The organism is Aeromonas sp. s12 (genome assembly GCF_040907925.1).
Taxonomy (GTDB): domain Bacteria; phylum Pseudomonadota; class Gammaproteobacteria; order Enterobacterales; family Aeromonadaceae; genus Aeromonas; species Aeromonas veronii.
Window position 1 is genome coordinate 1 of record NZ_JBFOCT010000015.1, and the last position, 23,608, is coordinate 23,608.

Annotated in this window: 20 protein-coding genes; 9 read left to right on the top strand and 11 right to left on the bottom strand. The window is 60.7% G+C overall.

The window, feature by feature from the left end; genetic code table 11:
• Positions 1-105: 105 nt before the first annotated feature.
• Both AB5Y67_RS08500 and AB5Y67_RS08505 read left to right on the top strand, forming a co-directional pair.
• Positions 106-1,053, top strand: a complete 948-nt coding sequence (locus AB5Y67_RS08500) for an IS30-like element ISAs2 family transposase (protein ID WP_019706001.1) — start codon at positions 106-108, stop codon at positions 1,051-1,053.
• Positions 1,054-1,077: 24 nt separating this feature from the next.
• Complete coding sequence (locus AB5Y67_RS08505; protein ID WP_368207676.1) at positions 1,078-1,680, top strand: EcsC family protein; 603 nt, start codon at positions 1,078-1,080, stop codon at positions 1,678-1,680.
• A gap of 172 nt (positions 1,681-1,852) precedes the next feature.
• On the opposite strand, the gene thrC is transcribed toward AB5Y67_RS08505, so the two are convergent.
• The 4 genes from thrC to AB5Y67_RS08525 form a co-directional block, all read right to left on the bottom strand.
• Positions 1,853-3,127, bottom strand: a complete 1,275-nt coding sequence (gene thrC / locus AB5Y67_RS08510) for a threonine synthase (protein ID WP_368207671.1) — start codon at positions 3,125-3,127, stop codon at positions 1,853-1,855.
• Positions 3,124-4,104, bottom strand: a complete 981-nt coding sequence (gene thrB, locus AB5Y67_RS08515; RefSeq protein WP_236368356.1) for a homoserine kinase — start codon at positions 4,102-4,104, stop codon at positions 3,124-3,126. Before thrB ends, thrC begins: the two co-directional genes overlap by 4 nt.
• Before the next feature lie 2 nt (positions 4,105-4,106).
• Positions 4,107-6,566, bottom strand: a complete 2,460-nt coding sequence (gene thrA, locus AB5Y67_RS08520; RefSeq protein ID WP_368207672.1) for a bifunctional aspartate kinase/homoserine dehydrogenase I — start codon at positions 6,564-6,566, stop codon at positions 4,107-4,109.
• A 263-nt stretch (positions 6,567-6,829) separates the two neighbouring features.
• Positions 6,830-7,534, bottom strand: a complete 705-nt coding sequence (locus tag AB5Y67_RS08525; RefSeq protein ID WP_368207673.1) for a tRNA/rRNA methyltransferase — start codon at positions 7,532-7,534, stop codon at positions 6,830-6,832.
• A 206-nt stretch (positions 7,535-7,740) separates the two neighbouring features.
• On the opposite strand from AB5Y67_RS08525, the gene aceK reads away from it, so the two are divergent.
• Positions 7,741-9,468, top strand: a complete 1,728-nt coding sequence (gene aceK, locus AB5Y67_RS08530) for a bifunctional isocitrate dehydrogenase kinase/phosphatase (protein WP_258720911.1) — start codon at positions 7,741-7,743, stop codon at positions 9,466-9,468.
• 66 nt (positions 9,469-9,534) lie between these two features.
• Here the strand turns inward: aceK and tesB are convergent, their stop codons facing one another.
• From tesB to AB5Y67_RS08560, 6 genes are all read right to left on the bottom strand, one after another.
• Positions 9,535-10,401: an acyl-CoA thioesterase II gene (tesB, locus tag AB5Y67_RS08535; RefSeq protein ID WP_005338122.1), complete on the bottom strand. Its 867-nt coding sequence runs from the start codon at positions 10,399-10,401 to the stop codon at positions 9,535-9,537.
• A 231-nt stretch (positions 10,402-10,632) separates the two neighbouring features.
• The gene (rluB, locus tag AB5Y67_RS08540) at positions 10,633-11,556 is read right to left on the bottom strand and encodes a 23S rRNA pseudouridine(2605) synthase RluB (protein ID WP_005347347.1); all 924 of its coding nucleotides are present in this window, start codon (positions 11,554-11,556) and stop codon (positions 10,633-10,635) included.
• 134 nt (positions 11,557-11,690) lie between these two features.
• Complete coding sequence (gene scpB, locus AB5Y67_RS08545) at positions 11,691-12,263, bottom strand: SMC-Scp complex subunit ScpB (protein WP_199416633.1); 573 nt, start codon at positions 12,261-12,263, stop codon at positions 11,691-11,693.
• The gene (locus AB5Y67_RS08550; RefSeq protein WP_368207674.1) at positions 12,247-13,116 is read right to left on the bottom strand and encodes a ScpA family protein; all 870 of its coding nucleotides are present in this window, start codon (positions 13,114-13,116) and stop codon (positions 12,247-12,249) included. Before AB5Y67_RS08550 ends, scpB begins: the two co-directional genes overlap by 17 nt.
• The gene (locus AB5Y67_RS08555) at positions 13,109-13,729 is read right to left on the bottom strand and encodes an L-threonylcarbamoyladenylate synthase (RefSeq protein ID WP_021231208.1); all 621 of its coding nucleotides are present in this window, start codon (positions 13,727-13,729) and stop codon (positions 13,109-13,111) included. The genes AB5Y67_RS08550 and AB5Y67_RS08555 overlap by 8 nt, the downstream gene beginning before the upstream one ends.
• A gap of 106 nt (positions 13,730-13,835) precedes the next feature.
• Complete coding sequence (locus AB5Y67_RS08560) at positions 13,836-14,717, bottom strand: PHP domain-containing protein (RefSeq protein ID WP_139495656.1); 882 nt, start codon at positions 14,715-14,717, stop codon at positions 13,836-13,838.
• 436 nt (positions 14,718-15,153) lie between these two features.
• Between AB5Y67_RS08560 and AB5Y67_RS08565 the strand changes: the two genes are divergently transcribed.
• The 6 genes from AB5Y67_RS08565 to trpA are packed head-to-tail and all read left to right on the top strand — an operon-like array spanning position 15,154 to position 21,959.
• Entirely contained in the window at positions 15,154-16,788 is a 1,635-nt protein-coding gene (locus AB5Y67_RS08565) for an anthranilate synthase component 1 (protein WP_368207675.1), read from the top strand.
• Positions 16,781-17,380, top strand: a complete 600-nt coding sequence (locus AB5Y67_RS08570; RefSeq protein ID WP_016351382.1) for an aminodeoxychorismate/anthranilate synthase component II — start codon at positions 16,781-16,783, stop codon at positions 17,378-17,380. The genes AB5Y67_RS08565 and AB5Y67_RS08570 overlap by 8 nt, the downstream gene beginning before the upstream one ends.
• A 10-nt stretch (positions 17,381-17,390) precedes the next feature.
• A complete protein-coding gene (gene trpD / locus AB5Y67_RS08575) occupies positions 17,391-18,419 on the top strand; it encodes an anthranilate phosphoribosyltransferase (protein WP_042054975.1) in 1,029 nt (342 codons plus the stop codon).
• Entirely contained in the window at positions 18,419-19,915 is a 1,497-nt protein-coding gene (gene trpCF, locus AB5Y67_RS08580) for a bifunctional indole-3-glycerol-phosphate synthase TrpC/phosphoribosylanthranilate isomerase TrpF (RefSeq protein WP_199416641.1), read from the top strand. The genes trpD and trpCF overlap by 1 nt, the downstream gene beginning before the upstream one ends.
• A 47-nt stretch (positions 19,916-19,962) precedes the next feature.
• Positions 19,963-21,156 carry a tryptophan synthase subunit beta gene (gene trpB, locus AB5Y67_RS08585; protein ID WP_005338139.1) on the top strand — a complete coding sequence of 398 codons (1,194 nt, stop codon included), beginning with the start codon at positions 19,963-19,965 and terminating at the stop codon, positions 21,154-21,156.
• Complete coding sequence (gene trpA, locus AB5Y67_RS08590) at positions 21,153-21,959, top strand: tryptophan synthase subunit alpha (RefSeq protein ID WP_156852225.1); 807 nt, start codon at positions 21,153-21,155, stop codon at positions 21,957-21,959. Before trpB ends, trpA begins: the two co-directional genes overlap by 4 nt.
• Before the next feature lie 596 nt (positions 21,960-22,555).
• Here trpA and AB5Y67_RS08595 read toward each other — a convergent pair.
• A complete protein-coding gene (locus AB5Y67_RS08595) occupies positions 22,556-23,503 on the bottom strand; it encodes an IS30-like element ISAs2 family transposase (protein WP_019706001.1) in 948 nt (315 codons plus the stop codon).
• Positions 23,504-23,608: the final 105 nt, after the last annotated feature.

Genomic DNA, 23,608 nt, shown 5'->3' on the forward strand with positions numbered 1-23,608 from the left:
CGGGAATTCAGATAATAAGTGCGACACTCATGGATGAATGGCGAGAGGTGGCCAACTGCTGATTGGTGGTACCCTTCTGCTCGCCAAAGTAAAAGCAGTATCACCATGAGCTATCAGCAGTTGACCGAGGGGCAACGATACCAGTTATCGGTGCTTCGCGCACAGGGGATGTCCATCCTTGCCACCGCACGCGCCATTGGCGTTCATCGCTCCACCCTCTACCGGGAGCTGCGTCGTAACGCCGGGCCGCAGGGCTACCAGCCAGACAATGCGCATCAGCACGCCACCCACCGACGGGCCAGTGCGGCCAAATCTCGGCTATCTGCCGATGTCATCCAGTTTGTCGAGCTGACACTCGCCTGGTGGTGGAGCCCGGAGCAGATAAGCGCGGTGGGCAAGCAGATAGGCCTCATGGTGAGTCACGAGTGGATATACCGCCATGTGGCCGCCGACAAAGCCCGGGGTGGCCAGTTGTACCGCCATCTGCGCCAGGGCCACAAGCGCTACCGCAAGGGGGCGAGCAGCCTGCGTTCTCCCATCAAGGAAGCCCGCTCTATTGATGAACGGCCGGCTATCGTCGATAGCCGGGAGCGGCTCGGTGATTGGGAGGCGGACACGGTGCTGGGCAAGCAAGGCACAGGTGCACTGGTCACCCTGGTGGAGCGCAAGAGCCGGCTCTATCTGGTCAAGCGGGTCGCGAGCAAACAGGCTGGGGTGGTGCGGGATGCGATAATCGAGATGTTAACTCCCTACATCGAGCAGGTGCATACCATCACCTTTGACAACGGCGGCGAGTTTGCCGAACACAAGGCGATAGAGGAAGCGCTGGGTGCCGAGACTTACTTTGCGCACCCTTACTCTTCGTGGGAGCGCGGTCTGAACGAGAACAGCAATGGGCTGTTGAGGCAGTTTATCCCAAAGGGAACAGACCTGAGAGAGGTCACGGACGAGGATGTCAGGAGAGCGGAGCAGTGGCTCAACCTACGACCTCGGAAATGTCTCGGATTCAGGCAGCCTGTCAAGGTATTCGAAGAGTACCGTCAGGCGGCATAGGCGAGTGTCGCACTTCGAAGTTGAATTCGCGAAACAAATAAGCTTTTTGCTGCTGTTTCTGGGGCTGTAGGTGGAGCTTTCGGCTTTACTGCACTAGCTATTGAACTACCAATTTCAACGACAATCATGCTTCGTTCAGTTGCTGACATAGCGAGAAGTGAAGGTTTTGATTTAGAAAAAGTAGAGACGAAGCAGGCTTGTCTAGAGGTGTTTGCCTTAGGTGGGCCATCTGAGGGAGATGATGCTGTCGAAACTGCATACTATGCAACAAGAAGCTTTACCGCTGAGGCTATGCAGATACTGTCCAAAGAACTTGCAGAGATCGCTGCAAGACAAGCATCAGCAAATGCATTTAAAAAATTAACACCAGCACAAACAGGGAAGTGGCTAGCTTCTTTAATAGAAAAAATTGCTGCAAGGTTCGGTGTGGTCATCACAGAAAAGGCGGCAGCACAAGCAGTACCGATTATAGGTGCTGTTGCAGGAGCTACATTAAACGCAATGTTCACCGACTATTACCAAGATATGGCTCGTGGTCATTTTATTATTAAACGGCTTGAAAATAAGTATGGCTTTGAGCTGGTGAAAGCTGAATATACAAGAGTTTCAAGTCTTGCTATGGCCTAACAAATGCTTCAAGAGGAGCAGCACGTAGGCTCGATTAGCGAAGCGTAATCGGACGCTCGCGATACAAATATTTCGTGATATTGCCAGTTGCCTTTAGATTCCGACTTTCACCCACAAAAATCCCCCGTTACCGGGGGATTTTTATTTCTATCGGTTATCTCAGCTCAGCGGCTTAACCCACTAAAAACGCCCTTAACCGGGCAAACTCCGCAGGCAAATTCACGGAGAGCAGCGGCAGTTCGGCGTGTTTGGCCAGCGGGCCGGGTAGCGGTACATCGAGATGCAGGATCTCGTCCACCGACTCCTTGAACTTGGCGGGGTGGGCGGTGCAGAGGAACACCCCCACTTCGTCCTCAGCCAACTGTTCACCCAGCAGATCCCAGGCAATGGCGCCGTGGGGCTCGCAGAGGTAATCCAGCTGGTGCAGGCTTTTCAGCGCAGCGCGAGTCTGGGCATCGTCACGCATACCTGACCCCAGAGTCTCCAGCGCCCAGCCTTTGCGACGGCACAGCTCTTCTACCCGCGGCCAGTTGTTGGGGCGACTGACATCCATGGCGTTCGACAGGGTGGCCACTGTCTGGTGCGGCTCCCACTGACCGGTTTTCAGGTAACGTGGCACGGTATCGTTGGCGTTGGTGGCGGCGATAAAGCGATTCACCGGTAGCCCCAGCGCCTTGGCGATAAGACCTGCGGTGAGGTTACCAAAGTTGCCGGACGGCACGCTGATCACCGCCTTGGCGCGATCGGCTTTCGGCAGCTGGGCCACCGCTTCGAAGTAGTAGCAAACCTGCGCCAGCAGACGGCTGATATTGATGGAGTTGGCGGAGTTGAGGCCAATGGCCTTTTTCAGCGCTTCGTCGTCAAAGGCCTGTTTCACCAGCGCCTGACAGGCATCGAAGTCACCATCGATGGCGATGGTGCGAATATTGCCGCCGAGGGTGCAGAAGAGCTTCTCCTGCAAGGGGCTGATCTTGCCCTTGGGATAGAGGATCACCACTTCAATCCCCTCCAGCCCGTAGAAGGCGTGGGCCACGGCGGCGCCGGTATCGCCGGAGGTGGCGGTGAGGATAGTAATCTTGTCGTTGGTACGGAAGGCCGCGAGGCACTGGGCCATAAAGCGGCCGCCGAAATCCTTGAACGCCAGGGTCGGGCCGTGGAACAGCTCAAGGGCATAGGTGCCATCTTTGAGCTTCACCAGCGGCGCCGGGAAGGTGAAGGCGGCGTTGACAAGCTCGCTTACCTTGGCGGCGGGCACTTCGTCCCCCAGCAGGTGGCTCAGGATGCGGGCGGAGCGTTCGGCCAGCGGCAGATCCAGCAGGGCATCCACATCGGCGAGCGGCTCGAGTTGTTCGGGGAAGAAGAGCCCCTGTTCGCGACCCAAGCCCTGACGCACCGCCTGCGCGAAGCTCACTTGTTCGCTGTTGTCCTTGATGTTGTAAAGATTCATAGCTCGCTTCCTGTTACCCGTGCCCCGGCCATGTCCAGTTTGCAGACCCGGGCAAATCCATCTTCGTTCTGCACGAAATGTGCTTCCATCCAATCCTTCATGCGCTCGGCCTGCGCCAGATCCTTCATCACCACAAACACGGTGGGGCCGGAGCCGGAGATGCCGGTAGCGAGCGCCCCGTTCTGGGCCGCCTGCGCCCGCACCTCGGCAAAGCCTTCGATCAGCGCCGCGCGGTAGGGCTCGGCAATCACGTCTTTCAAGACGCTCGCGGCCAGCCCCTCCTGCCCGGTGTAGCTGGCGTGGACAAAGGCAGCCAGGCGGCGGCCATAGGTGAGGCAATCCTGACGGCGATATTGGGCCGGCAGAATGGCGCGGGCCGCGGCTGTGGAGACCACTGTGCCCGGGTAGCAGACCACCCAGTACCACTGATCGAACACCGGAATGCCCTGGCTGATAACGCCATGCTCTTCCAGCACCAGCTGCATGCCGCCCAGATAACAGGGGGCGACGTTGTCGTAATGAACGGAGCCGGAGATCTTGCCTTCCATCTCCCCCATCAGCAGCAGCATGTCGTGCTCATTGAGCGGCTCGCCGTGGAAGGCGTTGAGCCCCTCAAGGGCCGCCACCACGCTGCAGGCGCTGGAACCCAGACCCGAGCCGACCGGCAGGTTCTTCTCCAGCACCATTTCGAGTTGCTTGAGCTTAAGGCCGCGCTTCTCCAACGCCTCGCCATAGGCCACCCAGCAGTCATGGAGGATATTCTTTTTCGGATCGTCCGGCAGCTTGTGGGCGTAACGGCCCACGGATGAGAGGGCGAACGGTACATCAGCCGCTTTTACCTGCACCCGATCGCCGAGCAGAGAGCCATCCACGGGGGCGAGCGCCGCCCCCAGTACATCGAATCCCACACTCAGGTTGGCGCTGGAGGCGGGCGCGTAGGCGACCACACTACCGCTCTGGTACATCTCTGAACTCATGCTTAAAGCTCCTGCTTCCAGTTCTGGGTGCGCAGCACGTCGGCAAAGACGCCAGCGGCAGTCACTTCGGTACCGGCGCCATAGCCGCGCAGCACCAGCGGGATCGGCTGGTAGTAGGTGGAGAAGAAGGCGAGCGCGTTCTCCCCGTCTTTGACCTTGAACAGCGGCTCGTCACCACCGACCGCCTTGATGGCGACCTTGCACTTGCCACCCTCGATGGAACCCACATAGCGCAACACCTTGCCTTCACGCTGGGCCGCGGCGAACTGGTCGCGGAACCAGCCGTCAGCTTCGGGCAGACGGGCCATAAAGGCTTCCACGTCGCCGCTCACATCAAATCCGGGCGGCAGCGCCTGCTCCACCTCGACATCGGAGAGCTCCAGCGCCATGCCGGCTTCGCGAGCCAGAATGAGCAGCTTGCGCGCCACATCCATACCGTTGAGATCGTCGCGGGGATCCGGCTCGGTAAAGCCGTTGCTGCGAGCGATTTGGGTCGCCTCGGAGAAGGCCATCCCCTCGTCCAGCTTGCCGAAGATAAAGGAGAGGGAGCCGGAGAGAATGCCGTCGAAGGCGCGCAGCTTGTCACCGGCCTTGATGAGGTTCTGCAGGTTCTCGATAACCGGCAGACCGGCGCCGACGTTGGTCTCGTACAGGAACTTGCGGCGAGTCTGGCGGGCGGTGCGGCGCAGCGCCTTGTAGTAATCGAGCGAGCCGGTGTTGGCCTTCTTGTTGGGAGTCACCACATGGAAACCGGCAGCGAGGAAGTCGGCGTACTGGACGGCCACCGCCTCGGAGGAGGTGCAGTCGACGATCACCGGGTTGATGATGTGGCTATCTTCCACCAGCTTTTTCACCCCATCCAGCGAGAAGCTGTCGCGAGCTTCCACCAGCTGTTCGCGCCAGTTGGCGAGGTTCAGGCCATCCTTGTTGACCGCCATCTGGCGGCTGTTAGCGATGCCGACCACGCGAAGGCCAGTGCCCTGCTCAGCCAGCACCGGTTGCTGGCGGGCAATCTGATCCACCAGCGCGGCACCGACGCCGCCGACCCCGACCACAAAGAGATCGATAAACTGCTGGCTGCCAAAGAAGTTCTGGTGGCACGCCTTGATGGCTTCCGCCACCTTGCGATCCCGCACCACCGCAGAGATGGAACGCTCGCTCGACCCCTGCGCAATGGCGACGATATTGATGGAGGCTTGCGCCAGCGAGGTGAAGAAGCGGGCTGCCATCCCTTTGCTGGTGCGCATGCCGTCACCGATCAGGGAGATGATCGCCAGATCGCTGATGATATCCAGCGGCTCCAGCAGCTGGTTTTTGAACTCCAGCTCGAACTCGCGCTCCAGCACCTTGCGGGTCTTCTCACTGTCGTAGCTGTGGATACAGAAGCTGACGCTGTACTCGGAAGAGGACTGGGTGATCAGCACGATACTGACCCCGGCGCGGGAGACGGCTGAGAAGATGCGACCGGCCATGCCGACCATTCCCTTCATGCCGGGGCCGGAGACGTTGAACATGCACATGCCGGAAAGATCCGAGATGGCCTTCACTTTCAGGTCATCGTCGCCGCTCTCGGGGCCGATCAGGGTGCCCGGCCCTTGCGGGTTGAAGCTGTTCTTGATGAGGCAGGGAATATGGAACTGGGCCACCGGCGCGATGGTTTTCGGGTGCAGCACCTTGGCGCCGAAGTAGGAGAGCTCCATCGCCTCCTTGTAGGAGAGGGTTTTCAGCAGGTAAGCATCCGGCACCAGACGGGGGTCGCAGCTGTAGCAACCCTCGACGTCAGTCCAGATCTCGCAGCACTCGGCATCGACACAGGCGGCTAGGACGGCGGCGGAGTAGTCGGAGCCGTTGCGGCCCAGCAGCACGGTCTCGCCCTTGTCGCTGCCACCGGTAAAGCCCGGCATCAGGTAAAGACAGTCGCTACGCAGACCCTTGGCGGCAAAGCGCAGGCGGGAGGCTTCGATATCGACGTGCGCTTCCAGATAACCGCCGTCGGTGACCAGCAGCTCTTCCGGTACGATCAGCTCCAGATCCAGACCGCGCACCCGCAGCAGTTCGTGCATAAAGGCGATGGAGAGGTTCTCGCCACGGCTCAGAATGCGCGCCTGCACGTTGTCCGGGCAGAGGCCCAGCAGACGGATGCCCTGCATCAGGCGCTCCACCTGATCCAGCTCGGCGGTGAGACGGGCCAGCAGCGCCTTGTCATCGAGCGCCGGATAGGCCGCCTTCAACCCGGCCAGCAGTCGGGAGAAGATACCGTTGACTTCAAACAGGGTGGAACTGGCATCCATGCCGCGACTGGTCTGTTCCACCAGCGCCACCAGATGATTGGTCACCTTGGCAGGTGCAGAGAGCACCAGGGCTACCTGAGATTGGCCGTGGGTGTTGACCGCGATATCGGCCACCCGTAAAAAACGCTCTGCATCGGCCAGTGAAGACCCGCCAAATTTCAACACTCTCATCGCTTTCTCTCCCTGTAAATCTATGAAATTCAATCTAAAAACCAATCCAACAAAAAGGCCCGTACTGGGTGGGTACGGGCCTTTTTTGATTTCTGTGCTTGTTCGTCAGCGCATCAACCGGCCCCAGTGCCACCTGTGGTGGTACCGGTAATAATGGTGGTGGTGATGACGTTGGTGAATAACTGCATGACGAACACTCGTTGACGAAGCTGGCTTTTAGCAATACCGCGGCGGGCGATGGGCTGTCAACTTAAACCTCTTCGCTACTCACGCCCAAAGCGGCGCGCAAGGTCTTTGCAGAGCAGGTGGAGCATGTTCAAATCCCGCTGCGGCAGCATGGGCACCCGGTCCATCACCCATTGATGCAGTTTTTCATCCTGCGAAACTCCGAGTTCACCCAGCAATTCTGCTGTTTTGCTTTTCAGCACCCGAACCTGCCCGGCGTTATCAAAATTTTCTGCTACCGCAGCGGCACCATCGGCGTTCAGCTCATCCATCAGCTGACTCATCTCGTAGGCGTAGAGCATGATCGCCTGCCCCAGATTAAGGGAGGGGTAGCTCACCTTGAGGGGCAGATAGCTGATGAGATCGACCTCGGCCAGCTGCTCGTTGGAGAGCCCCGACTCCTCGCAGCCAAAAACGATGGCGACCTTGCCGAGGGAAGGCTTGCTGCGGATCTGCTCGCGGATCTCCCCTGGGGTGAGGTAGTGCTGGTAGCGACCGCGTTCACGGGCGGTGGTGGCGATCACCAGATCCATGTCCGCCAGTGCCTCGGGCAGGGTATCGAACGCCTCGGCCTGAGTCAGGATATCCTGGGCGCCGTGAGCTACCCAGCTCGCCTCCTCCTCTTCGTGTACCCGGCTCGCCACCAGTCGCATGGCATCGAATCCCATGGTTTTCATGGCGCGGGCAGCTGCCCCCACGTTCGCAGGTCGGGCAGGTGCCACCAGGACAAAATAGAGCTTCATCGGGTTTCCTCACAGGCCGGACGGCCTCTCAAACAGACAGCAAACAGTCGCTAAACCATCACCAAAACAGGGGCGCAATCTACCGTTTATCCCCGAAAATTGCCACTTGAACAGACGTTTGAATGTTGCGATAGTGGCCTGACGTGTGAACAAATTACACCCAATCCTTCGCGCTATCGGCCCGACAGATCACAAGGAAGAGAGAGATGCAGCAGCCATTGGAACAGGCCGTCGCCGAGACTATCTTGCAACGCTTCGAGTCGTTTTACAGCCGGTTTCTCGAGATAACCCAGGGCAGCAAGAGCCGCTTCGAGAACAGTGACTGGCTGGGGGTACAGCTCGCCGGACGCGAGCGTATTCGCCTCTATGACCACCATGTGGGGGCTACCGCCAGCTCCATCCGCCAGATGATGGGGGAGCACCACGCCACTCAGGAGCTGCTCAAGCGGGTCAAAAGCGCCTTCAGCGATCTGCTACCCCGTTGTGACAACTTCGAGGTGGCGGAGTCCTTCTTCAACTCCGTCTATCGCCGGATCTTTCGCCATCGCAATATCCGTGACGAGAACCTCTATATCCACCCCTTTGTCAGCCGTGGCGAAAAACCGGACCTGAGCGCCCTGCTGCGGATCTATCGCACCGATCTCGCCCACCTGCCGCAGACCTTGAGCCAGCTTTTGGGGGATTACAGCTTCACCCTCCCCTACGAGGACAAGCAGCGGGATATTGTCGACATCCACCGCCATCTTGCGGAGAACGGCCCACAAATACTCCATGATGAGCCGTTTGCCATCGAGCTGCTCAAAGAGGTGTTCTACCGCAACAAGGGGGCCTATCTGGTGGGGCTGATCCGGGCCCGGGATCAGGTCTTCCCCTTTATCCTGCCCCTGCTCAGCACAGGCCACAGCATCTATGTGGACACCGTCATCTTCGAGCCGGATCTCGCCTCCATCGTGTTTGGTTTCGCCCGCGCCTACTTTATGGTCTATGCCCGCGAACCGGCGCTGTTTGTCGCCTTCCTGCGCCAGATCATGCCCCACAAGCCCGATTACGAGATCTACAACGCCATCGGCTGCCAGAAGCATGGCAAGACCGAGCTCTATCGCCACTACCGCCACCATCTGGCCCAGAGTCGGGATCAGTTCATCATCGCACCCGGCATCAAGGGGATGGTGATGAGCGTGTTCACCCTCCCCTCCTACGATGTGGTGTTCAAGGTGATAAAAGACGAGTTCACTCCCCCGAAGGATGTGAGCCACGAGCAGGTAAAGGCAAAATACCGGCTGGTTAAACAGCACGACCGGGTTGGCCGCATGGCCGATACCCAGGAGTTCACCAACTTCGAGTTTCCCCTCGATCGCATCTCGCCCGAACTGCTGGCCGAACTCAAGACGGTGGCGCCGTCGGCCCTCACCATCACGGACGACAAGCTGGTGATCAAGCACCTCTACACCGAGCGCAAGATGATCCCGCTCAACCTCTATCTGGACAAGGCGGACGAGCAGCAGACCCGGCTCGCGCTGGAGGAGTACGGCAACGCCATCAAGCAGCTGGCGGCGGCCAACATCTTCCCGGGGGACATGCTGTTCAAGAACTTTGGCGTCACCCGCCACGGCCGGGTGGTCTTCTACGACTACGACGAGATCTGCTACATGACGGAGTGCAACTTCCGCCAGATCCCGCCGCCCCGCTACCCCGAGGATGAGTGGAGCGCCGAGCCCTGGTATTCGGTAGCCCCCAACGACATCTTCCCCGAGGAGTTCGCCACCTTCCTGCTGCAAAAGCCACAGGTGCGCGAGATCATGTTGCAGTTGCACAAGGAGATGTTCGACGCCAACTACTGGAAGATGCTGCAGAGCAACATCAAGGTGGGAGTGTTCGAGGATGTCTATCCCTATCGGCGCAAGAAGCGCTTCAAGTACCAGCGCGGCGGCTGATCCTGCAGCGCCCGCGCACATCGCAGCAACGAAAACGGGGTGGCCCAAGCCACCCCGCTTTGCGCCTTAACTGCCGCGACGGCGGATCACCCCCTCCTGCATGGTGCTCGCCACCAGCACACCATCGCGGGTAAAGAACTGGCCGCGCACCAGACCGCGACCGCTGCTGGCGCTCGGGCTATCTACCACGTAGAGCAGCCAGTCGTCGAAGCGGAAATCCCGGTGGAACCACATGGAGTGATCGATGGTCGCCACCTGCATATCCGGCTCCCAGTACGACACCCCGTGCGGCTGCAACGAGGTGAGCAGGAAGTTGAAGTCGGAGGCGTAGGCCAGCAGGTATTTGTGCACCCGCAGATCGTCTGGCATCTGGCCATTGGCCTTGAACCAGACGTGGCGCACCGGATCCTGCACCGTCGGCCGAATAGGGTCGACCAGGGTCACCGGGCGCATCTCGATGGGCTGCTCGCAGAGGATCTTGTCGCGCAGGGAGGCCGGGATCAGGTTCTCGTAGGGGCGCACCAGCTCCAGCTCGCTCTTGAGCTCTTCCGGCGGGGTGATACCGGTGGGCATCTGCGCCTGATGCTCGAAACCGTCGGCCGGCACCTGAAACGAGGCGTTGAGATAGAAGATGGGCTTGCCGCCCTGAATAGCCTTGACCCGACGGGTGGAGACGGTCTGGCCGTCACGGATATTCTCCACGTCATAGACGATGGGACGGGTCACATCCCCCGGACGCAGGAAGTAGGAGTGAAAACTGTGAACCTGACGACCGGTCTCGACCGTCTGCTTGGCAGCTGACAAGGCCTGCCCCATTACCTGTCCGCCAAACACGGCCCGCAGACCGAGATCCTGGCTCTGGCCCCGAAACAGGCCCTCCTCGATTTTTTCAAGCGCCAGCAACGCCAGCAGCTCATCAAGTACCTTGCTCATCGTTCACTCCTCTATCAGAGCCGCACAGGCTAACAAGCTCACCGGAGCAGAGCAACCGCAGCGGCGAGTCTACGGGCAAGCAGACGACAGAAATGCCCCTCAATTTTTCACCAGCCACCCTTTTGCCATCCTGGGGGGTTGATACAAAAAGGCCCGCACCAGTTGGTGCGGGCCTTTGCTTGGCCGACTGTGCGCTACTTGACGGCGCGCAGTTCGCAACGGGTTGTCGGCTTACTTGCTGCCGGTACCGGAATTGCGGGTAGAGGCTTGCGGCTTGCGACGGGCGGTGGTGGCGCGAGCGCGGGGCTCTTTGCCCTGCATCTCTTTGTGACGCTGCACGGCGCGACGGATCTGGGCGGCCTGCTTGTGACGGCTGGTTTTGCCATCCTGCTGCAGATCGACCTTGGATTCGGTCTCCGGCGGCAGGTTGACCAGACCGCGCAGGTAGTTCACTTCTGGCAGTTTCAGCTCTTGCCAGCCGCCGCGCGGGATGCCGCGGTCCAGCTTGACGTCGCCGTAGCGGATCCGCATCAGGCGGCTCACCTGCACTTCCTGGGATTCCCACAGGCGGCGTACTTCACGGTTGCGGCCTTCGGTCAGGGTGACGTTGAACCACTGGTTCAGCCCCTCACCGCCAGCCGGTTTGATCTTGTTGAACTTGGCGGTGCCATCTTCCAGCTGCACGCCCTTGCGCAGACGCTGCAGCATGGCTTCGGTGATCTCGCCAAAGACACGTACCGCGTATTCCCGCTCCACTTCGTGGCTCGGGTGCATCAGGCGGTTGGCCAGCTCACCGTCGGTGGTGAACAGCAGCAGACCTGAGGTGTTGACGTCGAGGCGGCCGACCGCGATCCAGCGGGCACCTTCCATCTTGGGCAGACGATCAAACACGGTGGGACGACCTTCCGGATCGTGACGGGTACACATCTCCCCTTCCGGCTTGTGATAAGCCAGTACGCGGCAGATCACTTCCTCTGCGGCACGGGTCTTGACCTGGTGACCATCCACCCGGATCACGGCGTTCACTTCGACGCGATCCCCCAGTGTGGCGACCTTGCCATCCACACTGACCCGACCTGCGGTGATCAGGGCCTCCATCTCACGACGGGAGCCGTGACCCGCGCGGGCCAACACTTTTTGCAGTTTTTCACTCATCGGGGTTACCTGATTGTTGATCGCTGCCCACCGGTAAAAGGGGCAACGGGGTTAACTGTAACAAACGCCGGTTGGAGCACTCGCCACAGTTGAAAAATGTATATCTCGGTGACATCGGCACACTTGGGCACCATTCACCGGGCATCGCTCTCCCCGTCCACCGCAGAGGGCAACAGGGGTTGCAGCTCCGGATCCAGCTCGGGGAGCTGCTCCAGACTCTGCAGATTAAAGTAATCCAGAAACTCTCTGGTGGTGGCGAGCAGCTCGGGGCGACCCGCCACCTCTTTGTGGCCTATGCTGCGCACCCAGCCACGCTCTTTCAGGGTATTCACTATCTGGCTCGACACCGCCACCCCGCGGATCGCTTCGATCTCGGCCCGGGTGATGGGTTGGCGATAGGCGATCAGGGTCAGCGTCTCCATCACGGCGCGCGAATAGCGCGGCGCCCGCTCGCTCCAGAGCCTTGAGAGCTCCTCGGCATACTCCTGACGCGCCTGAAAGCGCCAGCCGGAGGCGACCTCCTTGAGCTCGACGCCTCGCGAGCAGTAATCTTGCCTGATCTCGGCCAACAGCAGCTGAACATAACGGCTGGTCACCGGATAATCGGCCAGCACGCTGCTTTTCAGCTCGCTGACATTGAGCGGACGACCGGCCACAAACAGCGCCGCTTCGATCAGGGTCTTGAGTCGTTCAGTGGGCAGCGCCACGGTTGCCCTCCTCACTCTGCTCGGCCAATGCAAAATGGATTGGGCCAAGGGGTTCTGCCTGCAGGATCCAGATCAGTTGCTCCTTGCACAGCTCCAGCAGGGCCAAAAACGTCACCAGTACCCCCATGCGCCCCTCTTCGGCGCGCAGCACCTGCTCAAGGCGCAGGGTCTGCCCCAGCGTGAGCATGGCGAGGATCTCCGCCATGCGCACCCGGGTCGGGATCTGTTCGCGGCGGATCTGGTGATGTTCGAAATGAGTCGCGCGTTTTACCACACTTTGCATGTAAAGGGCGAGCTCAACCAGCGAAACATCGGGCGCCAGTGGCTTGAGGGCGCCAAAATCGGGGGGCAAGGCGGCGGCGATATAAATCTCCCGCTCCACTCGTGGCAGCTCATTGACCCTCTCTGCTCCTACCTTGTAGCGCTCGTACTCCTGCAGGCGGCGGATCAGGGTCACCCGCGGGTCTTCTCCCTCCTCTTCATCCTCCAGCTCCGGCGCCTTGGGCAGCAGCAGGCGGGATTTGATCTCCGCCAGCCAGGCCGCCATCAGCAGGTATTCGGCCGCCAGCTCAAGGTTGAGCCCCTGCATCAGCTCCACGTACTCCATGTACTGGGCGGTGATCTGAAGGATCGGCAGGTTGAGGATATCGAGCTGCTGGCGCCGGATGAGGTAGAGCAGCAGATCGAGCGGCCCCTCGAAGGTATCGAGGAACACCTCCAGCGCATCGGGCGGGATGAACAGGTCCTGGGGCAGCTCGTGATAGGGCTGCCCCAGGACTTTCGCGATGGGTAGTGCGGCGCTAGTCCCCGTCTCGGCAGCGGGGACTGTCACCGGTTCAGCGACATCACTCAAACGGGGTCGGGTCTCCGGCACCGCGACGACGCAATACCGGCTCGTCGTCAGAGAAATCGACCACTGTGGTGGGCTGCTCGCCCAGATAACCGCCGTTGACCACCAGATCGATCTGCTTGCCCAGCTTGTCGAAGATCTCTTCCGGGTCAAACTCGGCCATCTCGGACTCCGGCAGGATCAATGTGGTGGAGAGCAACGGCTCGCCGAGGGCTTCCAGCAGTGCCTGGGCAATTTTGTTGTCCGGCACCCGGATGCCAATGCTCTTTTTCTTCTCGTTCATCAGGCGGCGCGGCACCTCTTTGGTCGCCTTGAAGATGAAGGTGTAGGCGCCCGGGGTGTTGTTCTTGATCAGGCGAAACGCGCTGTTGTCGACCTTGGCGTAGGTGGAGATCTCGGAGAGATCGCGGCACACCAGGGTGAAGTCGTGGTTGGCGTCGAGGCGACGGATGCGGCAGATGCGCTCCAGCGCGCCCTTGTCACCCATCTGGCAACCCAGCGCATAACCGGAGTCGGTCGGATAGACGATGACGCCGCCGTTCTGGATGATCTGTACCGCCTGACCGATCAGACGGGCCTGGGGGTTTTCCGGATGTACGTAAAAATGCTGACTCATAGCTTGTTCTCGCAATGGGGGCAGCAATACCTGCCCGCTCGTATGGTCACGGGTCAAAGACCCATGACACTACCTTAACCTGTTTGTGGCTGCTTCGCTGGCGCCGTTAGCGACTCGCCAGCAACTCGGCATGTTGCTCGGTGGTGAGCCCAAAGTGACCGGGATAGGCCAGCCAGACGGGCATGCCTTCCTTTGGCAGCCAGAGGTGGCGGCCCAGCTCGGTCCAGTTGGAGGGGAAGTGAAAATCCGATCCCACCGAGATATAGAGGTCGTGATCCTTGGCCCACTGGCCCAGATTGGCCCGCTCCTGCGGACTCTGCTGAGGCAATGAGACCTCCATGGCATCGCCACCGGCCGCCTTGAAGGCCACCAGCAGCCGCTTGATCCACTTGGCGGTGAGATCGTAACGGCTGGGGTGGGCCAGCACCGCCAGCCCACCGGCGGCGTGAATGGCCGCGATGGCTTCGCTCATCTCGGGCCACTCGGCCGGGGCATACCCTTTATTGCCACGGCTCAGGTACTTTTTGAATACCTTCTGCATGTTGTCGGCTACCCCGCGCGCCACCAGCACCCGGGCAAAGTGGGCGCGGGTCACGGCGGCGTCACCGGCCAACTGTTTGGCCTCTTCATAGGTGCCGGGGATGAGGCACTTCTCCAGACGACGTCCGATTTCCAGCGCACGCGCCTCACGACGTGCCAGCTGACCGGCCAGAAAGTCGGTCAGCTGCGGATTTTTTTCATCCACCCCCAGCGCCACGATATGGATCTCGTGATGCTCCCAGCCGGTGGAGATCTCGACCCCGCTCACCAGTCGCAGCGGCAGTTGCTCGGCGTCGATGGTGCGGCGCACTTCATCAAGCCCGGCAAGGGTGTCGTGGTCAGTAACTGCCAACACCTCGACCTGTTTCTCGGCGGCGCGGCGCACCAGTTCGGCTGGGCTCAGCACCCCGTCGGAGGCAGTGGTATGGCAGTGAAGATCGAATCTCATCAGGTTATTCCGCTCTCGTGGTCAGGTCACCATTCATGGCAAATCGGTGAAAGAAGGCTAAAAAGCGACTTGACTTGGCCGCGGCTTTATCGTTTTCTGTAGGCACTTCATTGCAAACATCTTTTTACAGGACTTTATCATGCAAACGACTTCCATCCTGACCATCTGGTGGTGGCACACTCCCTGACATGCGGGCGTGTGGTCGTTGCTGTACCTGTAATCTGACAGCAAATTAAGAACCCAAAGAAAAAGCCCGCTGACCCCAGCGGGCTTTTTTATTATCCGGCAAATGGACCTGTGATGAAACCGAGAATTCAGACAAGCAAGCTGACCTGGCGATGGCGCCCCTGAACCAGCCACCCCGGACCAATTAAATTTCTAAGGAATTCAACGTCATGAACATCGGTAACACGCATCACACGCAAGGGAACGCACTATGACAGCCACACATCGCCTTCCTCTGGGTGAATTCGATACCCTCAAACTCAACGCCCCCTATGTGGCCGATCCGCTGGCGCTCTATACCCGCCTCTGTCAGGGCCGCCCCAACAACCTGCTGCTGGAATCGGTGGAGATCGACTCCAAGGCGGGTAAACAGAGCCTGCTGCTGGTCGATGCCTGCCTGCGCATCGAGTGCCGTGGCCGCACCGTGCGGGTGCGCAGCCTGAACGACAACGGCGCCCAGTTGCAAAGCCTGCTGGCCGAGCGGCTGCCTGCGGTGGTGACCCGCTCGCTGGTAGATGGTGAGCTGCAGCTCGACTTCCCGGCCTCCGATCGGGAGCTGGACGAAGATTCCCGCCTCAAGGGGAGCAGCGTGCTGGACGTGCTGCGCACCCTGCAGCGGGAGCTCGATTGCCAGTTGGGTAAAGAGGCGCTCTTTATGGCGGGCAGCTTTGCCTACGACCTCATCGCCTCTTTTGAAGATCTGCCCGAAGTGCCACAGGGGAGCAATGACTGCCCCGACTACTGCTTCTATGTGGCCGAAACCCTGATCACCATCGACCATATCGAGCGCACCACTCAACTGCTGGCCTGCATCTTTGGCGGCGACAGCGACGAAAGCCAGGTTGAAGACAGATACACCCGCCTGACCGAACGGCTCACCGACTTCAAACAGATTTGCCAGCAACCTCTAAGCGCCGAGCTGACCACCCAGCCCCTGACCGGTTGCATGAGCGTGGACAAGAGCGACAAACAGTTCTGCGCCGAGGTAGAGAAGCTCAAGGGCTTTATCCGCCGTGGCGACATCTTTCAGGTGGTGCCGTCCCGCTGCTTCTCCCTGCCCTGCCCGAACCCCCTGGCCGCCTATCGCCGCCTCAAGCAGACCAACCCCAGCCCCTACATGTTCTACGTGCAGGATGAGGGCTTCACCCTGTTTGGTGCCTCGCCGGAGAGCGCGGTGAAATTCTGTGCCGCCAGCCGCGATGTGGAGATGTACCCCATCGCCGGTACCCGCCGCCGCGGTTTCAACCCCGATGGCAGCATCAACCGGGATCTCGACGGCCGTATCGAGCTGGAGCTGCGTCAGGACGAGAAAGAGGTGGCCGAACATCTGATGCTGGTAGATCTGGGCCGCAACGACATCGCCCGCATCTCGGAGCCCGGCACCCGCTACGTCAAGGAGCTGCTGAAAGTGGATCGCTACAGCCACGTGATGCATCTGGTCTCCAAGGTAGTCGGCACCCTGCGCTCTGACCTTGACGCCCTGCACGCCTATCAGGCCTGCATGAACATGGGCACCCTGACCGGCGCCCCCAAGATCCGCGCCAGCGAGCTTATTCGCATGGTGGAAGGCAAGCGCCGCGGCAGCTACGGCGGCGCGGTCGGCTACATCAACGGCGCCGGCGAGATGGATACCTGCATCGTCATCCGCTCCGCCTTTGTCAAAGAGGGCGTGGCCCATGTGCAGGCCGGTGCCGGGGTGGTCTATGACTCCAAGCCGCAAGCCGAAGCGGACGAAACCCGCGCCAAGGCGGCCGCCGTGCTGGCCGCCATCGCTGCCAGCCATGGCACCTCCCTGCAAGCTCTGAGTGCCCAGCAGGAGCAACATAAGGACGTGAGCCATGACTAATATCTTCCTGCTCGATAACTTCGATTCATTTACCTACAACCTCGTCGACCAGTTCCGATCCCTCGGCTATCCGGTGCGGATCTACCGCAACAGCCTGCCGGCCAGCCGCATCATGAGCGAGATCGCCGCCTGTGAAGGGGACGCCGTACTGGTGCTCTCACCGGGCCCGGGCGCCCCCCACGAAGCGGGTTGCCTCATCGACCTTATCAAGCTGGCCCGCGGTCAGGTGCCCATCCTCGGTATCTGCCTCGGCCATCAGGCCCTGTGCGAAGCCTACGGTGGCACCGTCGGTGCGGCAGGCGAAATTGTCCACGGCAAGCGCTCCCTGATTGAGCACAACGGCCACGGCGCCTTCGCGGGGCTGCAAAGCCCCTTGCCGGTGGCCCGCTACCACTCACTGGTCGCCACCTATGTACCGGAAGAGCTGACGGTGATTGCCCACTATCAGGGCATGCCCATGGCCATCGAGCAGCAGGATGAGCGGGTGCTGGGTTTCCAGTTCCACCCGGAATCCATCATGACTTCGGAAGGGGCCCGTCTGCTGACTCAGGCGCTCGCCCATATCACCCGTCCAGAAAGCAGTGTGCGGTAAGGAGACCAACATGCATCAACATCTCAACACCCTCTATCAGGGTCAATCTCTGAGCCGTGAAAGTACCCGCGACGCCTTCGGTCAGGTGGTACGTGGCGAAGTGGACCCCATCGTGCTCGCCAGTCTCTTGACCGCCCTCAAGATCAAGGGGGAGACCCCGGAGGAGATCGCCGGTGCCGCCGAGGCCCTCTTGGCAGAAGCGCGCGACTTCCCGCGTCCGGATTATGAGTTTTGCGACATCGTCGGCACCGGTGGCGATGGCCTCAACACCATCAACGTCTCCACCACCTCGGCGCTGGTCGCCGCCGCCTGCGGCCTGAAAGTGGCCAAGCACGGCAACCGCTCGGTCTCGAGCAAGTCGGGCTCGAGCGATCTGCTCGACAAGATGGGCATCAAGCTTGACATGAGCCCGGCGCAGGCGCGCCGCTGCCTGGACGAGCTCGGCATCTGCTTCCTGTTCGCCCCCCAGTATCACGCCGGGGTGCGCCATGCCATGCCGGTGCGTCAGGCCCTCAAGACCCGCACCCTGTTCAACGTGTTGGGGCCGCTTATCAACCCCGCTCGCCCCACCTATCAGCTGATGGGGGTCTATGCCCCCGAGCTGGTGCGCCCCATCGCAGAAACCCTGCTGGCACTGGGGCTGAAAACCGGTATGGTGGTTCACGGCGCCGGGCTGGATGAAATTGCCATCCACGGCCCGACCCAGGTAGCCCAGATCCGTGACGGCGAGATCCGCGAATTTCTGCTCACCCCAGCCGACTTTGGCCTCGAGACCTATCCGGTCAGCGCCATTCAGGGCGGTGAGCCTGAAGAGAACCGCGCCATCACCGCCGCCATCCTGGAAGGGCGTGGCACCCCGGCCCACAACGCCGCCATTGCCGCCAATGTGGCGCCACTGCTGCTGATGGCGGGCAAGGCGAAAGATCTCAAGAGCGCGGCGGCCGAGGTGCTAGCGGTGCTGGCGAGCGGCAAGGCAGCGGATCTGGCTGCTCGGCTCGCCACTTTGAGCCATCAGGAAGCGGGCCATCAGGAGGCATGATGTCAGCCACCACATTGCACAACAGTCATTCAGAACGCCCGCAGGGCAAGAGCCAGTTTCGCAAGGATAACGAGATGTCAGACCTTATCGCCCCCCATGCTTTTCTGAACATGGCCTCCATCAGCCAGACCATTCTCGGCAAGATCGTGGCGGCCAAGCAGGAGTGGGTCGCCGCCCGCAAGCTGGCCCAGCCGCTGGAGAGCTTCCAGCGCGCGCTGACCCCAAGCGATCGGGATTTCGTCGGCGCGCTCAAGGCTGACTCCACCCGCTTTATTCTGGAGTGCAAGAAGGCCTCCCCCTCCAAGGGCTTGATCCGCGACGATTTCAGCCCGGAGGCCATCGCCGACATCTATGGCAAATACGCCACCGCCATCTCGGTGCTGACCGACGAGAAGTTCTTTCAGGGGGATTTCGCCTTTTTGCCGCGGGTGCGCAGCCGCGTATCGCAGCCGGTGCTGTGCAAGGATTTCATGATTGACCCCTATCAGGTCTATCTGGCCCGCCACTATCAGGCAGACGCCATCCTCTTGATGCTCTCGGTGCTCACCGACGAAGGCTATCGCGCCCTGTTTGCGGTCGCCAAGGAGCTGGGCCTTGGCGTGCTCACCGAGGTGAGCAACGAGGAGGAGCTGACCCGCGCCATCGCGCTGGGGGCGCCGGTGATTGGCATCAACAACCGGGATCTGCGCGACTTGAGCGTCGATCTCAACCGCACCAAACAACTGGCCAAAGATATTCCGAGCGATCGGGTGGTGATCAGCGAGTCCGGCATCAACCATCGCGCCCAGGTAGCGGATCTGCGCCACTACGCCAAGGGCTTTCTGGTGGGCTCGTCATTGATGGCCGAGCCGGATCTGGAAGCCGCAGTGCGCAAGCTGGTACTGGGCCAAAACAAGGTGTGCGGCCTCACCCGCGCCGAGGATGCCGCCGCTGCCCATCAGGCGGGCGCGGTGTTTGGCGGTCTTATCTTTGTGGCGAAAAGCCCGCGTTATGTGGACATCCCCGCCGCCCGCGCCGTGATGGCGGGCGCACCGCTCTCCTATGTGGGGGTATTTCGCAACGCCCAGCCCGCCACAATTGCCAAGACGGTGGATGCGCTGGGGCTCGCCGCGGTGCAACTGCATGGGGATGAGGATGCTGCCTATATCGAGGAACTGCGGCCGCTGCTGCCCGCTGGCTGCCAGATCTGGAAAGCAATCGGAGTCACAAGCGGCGAGCCGCTGCCCGCCCTCGACTACCCGGCCGATCGCCTGCTTCTCGATACCAAAGTAGGCAGCCAGAGCGGCGGCACAGGTCAGGCGTTCGACTGGGCCCTGCTGGCCACGCTCGATAAAGCCAAGCTGATGCTGGCGGGCGGCCTTAATCCCGACAACGCCCTGCAGGCGGCGCAAGTGGGCTGCCTCGGACTTGATTTCAACTCCGGGGTGGAGAGTGCCCCGGGCCAGAAGGATGCGCACAAGATTGCAGCCGCCTTCGGTGCACTGCGCAACCTGTAACGCAACCCTTTTTGATGTTTCGATTTAGCTAATACAAGGAAGAAGCCATGACCCTGCTCAACCCGTTTTTCGGTGAATTTGGCGGTATGTATGTACCCCAAATCCTTATCCCGGCCCTGCTCCAGCTGGAGAAAGCCTTTGTCGATGCCAAGGATGATCCGGCCTTTATCGCCGAGTTTCAGTCCCTGCTGACCGAGTATGCCGGTCGCCCGACCCCGCTCACCCTGACTCGCAATCTGACCAAGGGCACCAAGACCCGACTCTATCTGAAGCGTGAAGATCTGCTGCACGGCGGCGCCCACAAGACCAACCAGGTGCTGGGTCAAGCCCTGCTCGCCAAGCGGATGGGCAAGAACGAGATCATCGCCGAAACCGGTGCCGGTCAGCATGGAGTGGCCACTGCGCTGGCCTGCGCCCTGCTCGGCCTCAAGTGCCGGGTCTATATGGGCGCCAAGGATTGCGAGCGCCAGAAGCCCAACGTATTTCGCATGAAGCTGATGGGCGCCACCGTCATCCCGGTGCACTCCGGCTCGTCCACCCTCAAGGATGCCTGCAACGAGGCGCTGCGCGACTGGGCTGCCAACTACGAGTCGGCCCACTACCTGCTCGGCACCGCCGCCGGCCCACACCCCTTCCCCACCATCGTGCGGGAGTTCCAGAAGATGATCGGCGAAGAGGCCAAGGCCCAGTGCTTCGAGAAGGAGGAGCGACTACCCGACGCGGTGATCGCCTGCGTCGGCGGCGGGTCGAACGCCATCGGCATGTTTGCCGACTTTATCGATGAGCCGTCGGTGCGCCTCATCGGCGTCGAGCCGGGTGGTCACGGCATCGAGAGCGGCGAGCACGGTGCGCCGCTCGGTCACGGCAGCAAGGGGGTCTTCTTTGGCATGCACTCCTACCTGATGCAAGACAATCAGGGCCAAATTCAGGAGTCCTACTCTGTTTCGGCAGGACTGGATTTCCCCTCCGTCGGCCCGCAGCACGCCCACCTGGCCGCCATCGGCCGCGCCGAGTACCCCTCGGTAACCGACAAGGAGGCGCTGGACGCCTTCCAGGAGCTGGCCAAATCCGAAGGCATCATACCCGCGCTGGAGTCCTCCCACGCGCTGGCCCACGCCCTCAAGATGGCCCGCAGTGAACCGGAAAAAGAGCAGGTGCTCATCGTCAACCTCTCCGGCCGTGGCGACAAAGATATCTTCACCGTGGCAGACATTTTTGAGAAAGAAGGAACCTTGTCATGAACCGTTACGCACAACTCTTCTCCCGTCTGGACGACGCCAATCAGGGCGCCTTTGTGCCGTTCGTGATGCTCGGTGACCCCACTCCTGAACTCTCGCTGGCCATCGTCGATGCGCTGGTCGAAGGGGGCGCCGATGCCCTCGAGCTCGGCATTCCCTTCTCCGATCCGGTGGCAGACGGCCCCACCATTCAGGGCGCCGCCCTGCGCGCCTTTGCCAGCCACACCACCCCGGACGACTGCTTCGAGCTGCTTGGCCGCATCCGCGCCAAGTACCCGCAACTGCCCATTGGCCTCTTGGTCTACGCCAACCTGGTCTATGTGCGCAAAATCGATGGCTTCTACGAGAAGTGCCAGCAGGCTGGCGTGGACTCGGTGCTGGTCGCCGACGTGCCGGTGCAGATGTGCGCCCCCTACAAGGCGGCCGCCGACAAGTTCGGCATCGACAGCATCTTTATCGCCCCGCCCAATGGCGATGCCGAGACCCTGAAACAGGTGGCGGAGCTTGGCAATGGTTACACCTATCTGGTAAGCCGCGCTGGCGTCACCGGCGCCGAGACCAAGGCCGGCATGCCGGTGGAAGGGCTCATCAATACCCTGCGTGAGTTCAATGCGCCGCCCGCCCTGCTCGGCTTTGGCATCAGCGAACCGGCTCAGGTGCGTGAGGCCATCGCCGCTGGCGCCGCCGGTGCCATCTCCGGCTCCGCCGTGGTGAAGATCATCGAGACCCACCACCAGAACCCGGAGCATATGCTCACTCGTCTGAAGGAGTTTGTGGAAGGGATGAAGGCCGCGACCAATAGATAAAGTTGGATTTGGGGTCAGCTGGTTGTGACCCTTATCTGCCAGTTCGCATAACCACGTAAAAGGGAGCCTGACCGGCTCCCTTTCTTTTTATCTCGCTCGCACCCGCTTGCAGCTCTCGGCGTCTTGCCCCCTCTCCCTCCGGGAGAGGGCTGGGGTGAGGGCGGCTTTGCACTCCCTGCCAAATGAGTTGCTCACTCAGCGTACGCCCTAATGACTAATTTATTGATCCAACACAGATTCCCACAAAAACATGCTTCTCAACCCTCTCCCCTCGCCCTTAAGATAGCCAAACGACAATCCCTCTCTCGGGAGCGCACCATGGCTGCGATTGTTGCTATCTCGCAGGTTAAAAGCAGCGGACTGGGGACTGTCACTCAGGGGCGGTAGCGTGGTTTTTGTAGGTTGCTGCAGCGAGTAGCAAAGCCCAACAGGCAAGCATTATTGCACCAACCAGATCGGGATAAACAAGGATGTGGTAGATCGGTACAACAGATTTACATATATATTCGCGGTAAACGTTGGGCTTCACTTCGTTCAGCACCAACCTACGATTTTTAGCCCAACACGCGAATTCAACTTCGAAGTGCGACACTCGCCTATGCCGCCTGACGGTACTCTTCGAATACCTTGACAGGCTGCCTGAATCCGAGACATTTCCGAGGTCGTAGGTTGAGCCACTGCTCCGCTCTCCTGACATCCTCGTCCGTGACCTCTCTCAGGTCTGTTCCCTTTGGGATAAACTGCCTCAACAGCCCATTGCTGTTCTCGTTCAGACCGCGCTCCCACGAAGAGTAAGGGTGCGCAAAGTAAGTCTCGGCACCCAGCGCTTCCTCTATCGCCTTGTGTTCGGCAAACTCGCCGCCGTTGTCAAAGGTGATGGTATGCACCTGCTCGATGTAGGGAGTTAACATCTCGATTATCGCATCCCGCACCACCCCAGCCTGTTTGCTCGCGACCCGCTTGACCAGATAGAGCCGGCTCTTGCGCTCCACCAGGGTGACCAGTGCACCTGTGCCTTGCTTGCCCAGCACCGTGTCCGCCTCCCAATCACCGAGCCGCTCCCGGCTATCGACGATAGCCGGCCGTTCATCAATAGAGCGGGCTTCCTTGATGGGAGAACGCAGGCTGCTCGCCCCCTTGCGGTAGCGCTTGTGGCCCTGGCGCAGATGGCGGTACAACTGGCCACCCCGGGCTTTGTCGGCGGCCACATGGCGGTATATCCACTCGTGACTCACCATGAGGCCTATCTGCTTGCCCACCGCGCTTATCTGCTCCGGGCTCCACCACCAGGCGAGTGTCAGCTCGACAAACTGGATGACATCGGCAGATAGCCGAGATTTGGCCGCACTGGCCCGTCGGTGGGTGGCGTGCTGATGCGCATTGTCTGGCTGGTAGCCCTGCGGCCCGGCGTTACGACGCAGCTCCCGGTAGAGGGTGGAGCGATGAACGCCAATGGCGCGTGCGGTGGCAAGGATGGACATCCCCTGTGCGCGAAGCACCGATAACTGGTATCGTTGCCCCTCGGTCAACTGCTGATAGCTCATGGTGATACTGCTTTTACTTTGGCGAGCAGAAGGGTACCACCAATCAGCAGTTGGCCACCTCTCGCCATTCATCCATGAGTGTCGCACTTATTATCTGAATTCCCG

Coding starts and splice junctions, on each gene's coding strand:
- trpB (WP_005338139.1), top strand. CDS start 19,963: ATGACCCTGCTCAACCCGTTTTTCGGTGAATTTGGCGGTATGTATGTA.
- rluB (WP_005347347.1), bottom strand. CDS start 11,556: ATGAGTGAAAAACTGCAAAAAGTGTTGGCCCGCGCGGGTCACGGCTCC.
- AB5Y67_RS08555 (WP_021231208.1), bottom strand. CDS start 13,729: ATGAGTCAGCATTTTTACGTACATCCGGAAAACCCCCAGGCCCGTCTG.
- thrC (WP_368207671.1), bottom strand. CDS start 3,127: ATGAATCTTTACAACATCAAGGACAACAGCGAACAAGTGAGCTTCGCG.
- thrB (WP_236368356.1), bottom strand. CDS start 4,104: ATGAGTTCAGAGATGTACCAGAGCGGTAGTGTGGTCGCCTACGCGCCC.
- AB5Y67_RS08595 (WP_019706001.1), bottom strand. CDS start 23,503: ATGAGCTATCAGCAGTTGACCGAGGGGCAACGATACCAGTTATCGGTG.
- AB5Y67_RS08525 (WP_368207673.1), bottom strand. CDS start 7,534: ATGAAGCTCTATTTTGTCCTGGTGGCACCTGCCCGACCTGCGAACGTG.
- AB5Y67_RS08570 (WP_016351382.1), top strand. CDS start 16,781: ATGACTAATATCTTCCTGCTCGATAACTTCGATTCATTTACCTACAAC.
- trpA (WP_156852225.1), top strand. CDS start 21,153: ATGAACCGTTACGCACAACTCTTCTCCCGTCTGGACGACGCCAATCAG.
- AB5Y67_RS08565 (WP_368207675.1), top strand. CDS start 15,154: ATGACAGCCACACATCGCCTTCCTCTGGGTGAATTCGATACCCTCAAA.
- AB5Y67_RS08560 (WP_139495656.1), bottom strand. CDS start 14,717: ATGAGATTCGATCTTCACTGCCATACCACTGCCTCCGACGGGGTGCTG.
- tesB (WP_005338122.1), bottom strand. CDS start 10,401: ATGAGCAAGGTACTTGATGAGCTGCTGGCGTTGCTGGCGCTTGAAAAA.
- thrA (WP_368207672.1), bottom strand. CDS start 6,566: ATGAGAGTGTTGAAATTTGGCGGGTCTTCACTGGCCGATGCAGAGCGT.
- AB5Y67_RS08500 (WP_019706001.1), top strand. CDS start 106: ATGAGCTATCAGCAGTTGACCGAGGGGCAACGATACCAGTTATCGGTG.
- aceK (WP_258720911.1), top strand. CDS start 7,741: ATGCAGCAGCCATTGGAACAGGCCGTCGCCGAGACTATCTTGCAACGC.
- trpD (WP_042054975.1), top strand. CDS start 17,391: ATGCATCAACATCTCAACACCCTCTATCAGGGTCAATCTCTGAGCCGT.
- trpCF (WP_199416641.1), top strand. CDS start 18,419: ATGTCAGCCACCACATTGCACAACAGTCATTCAGAACGCCCGCAGGGC.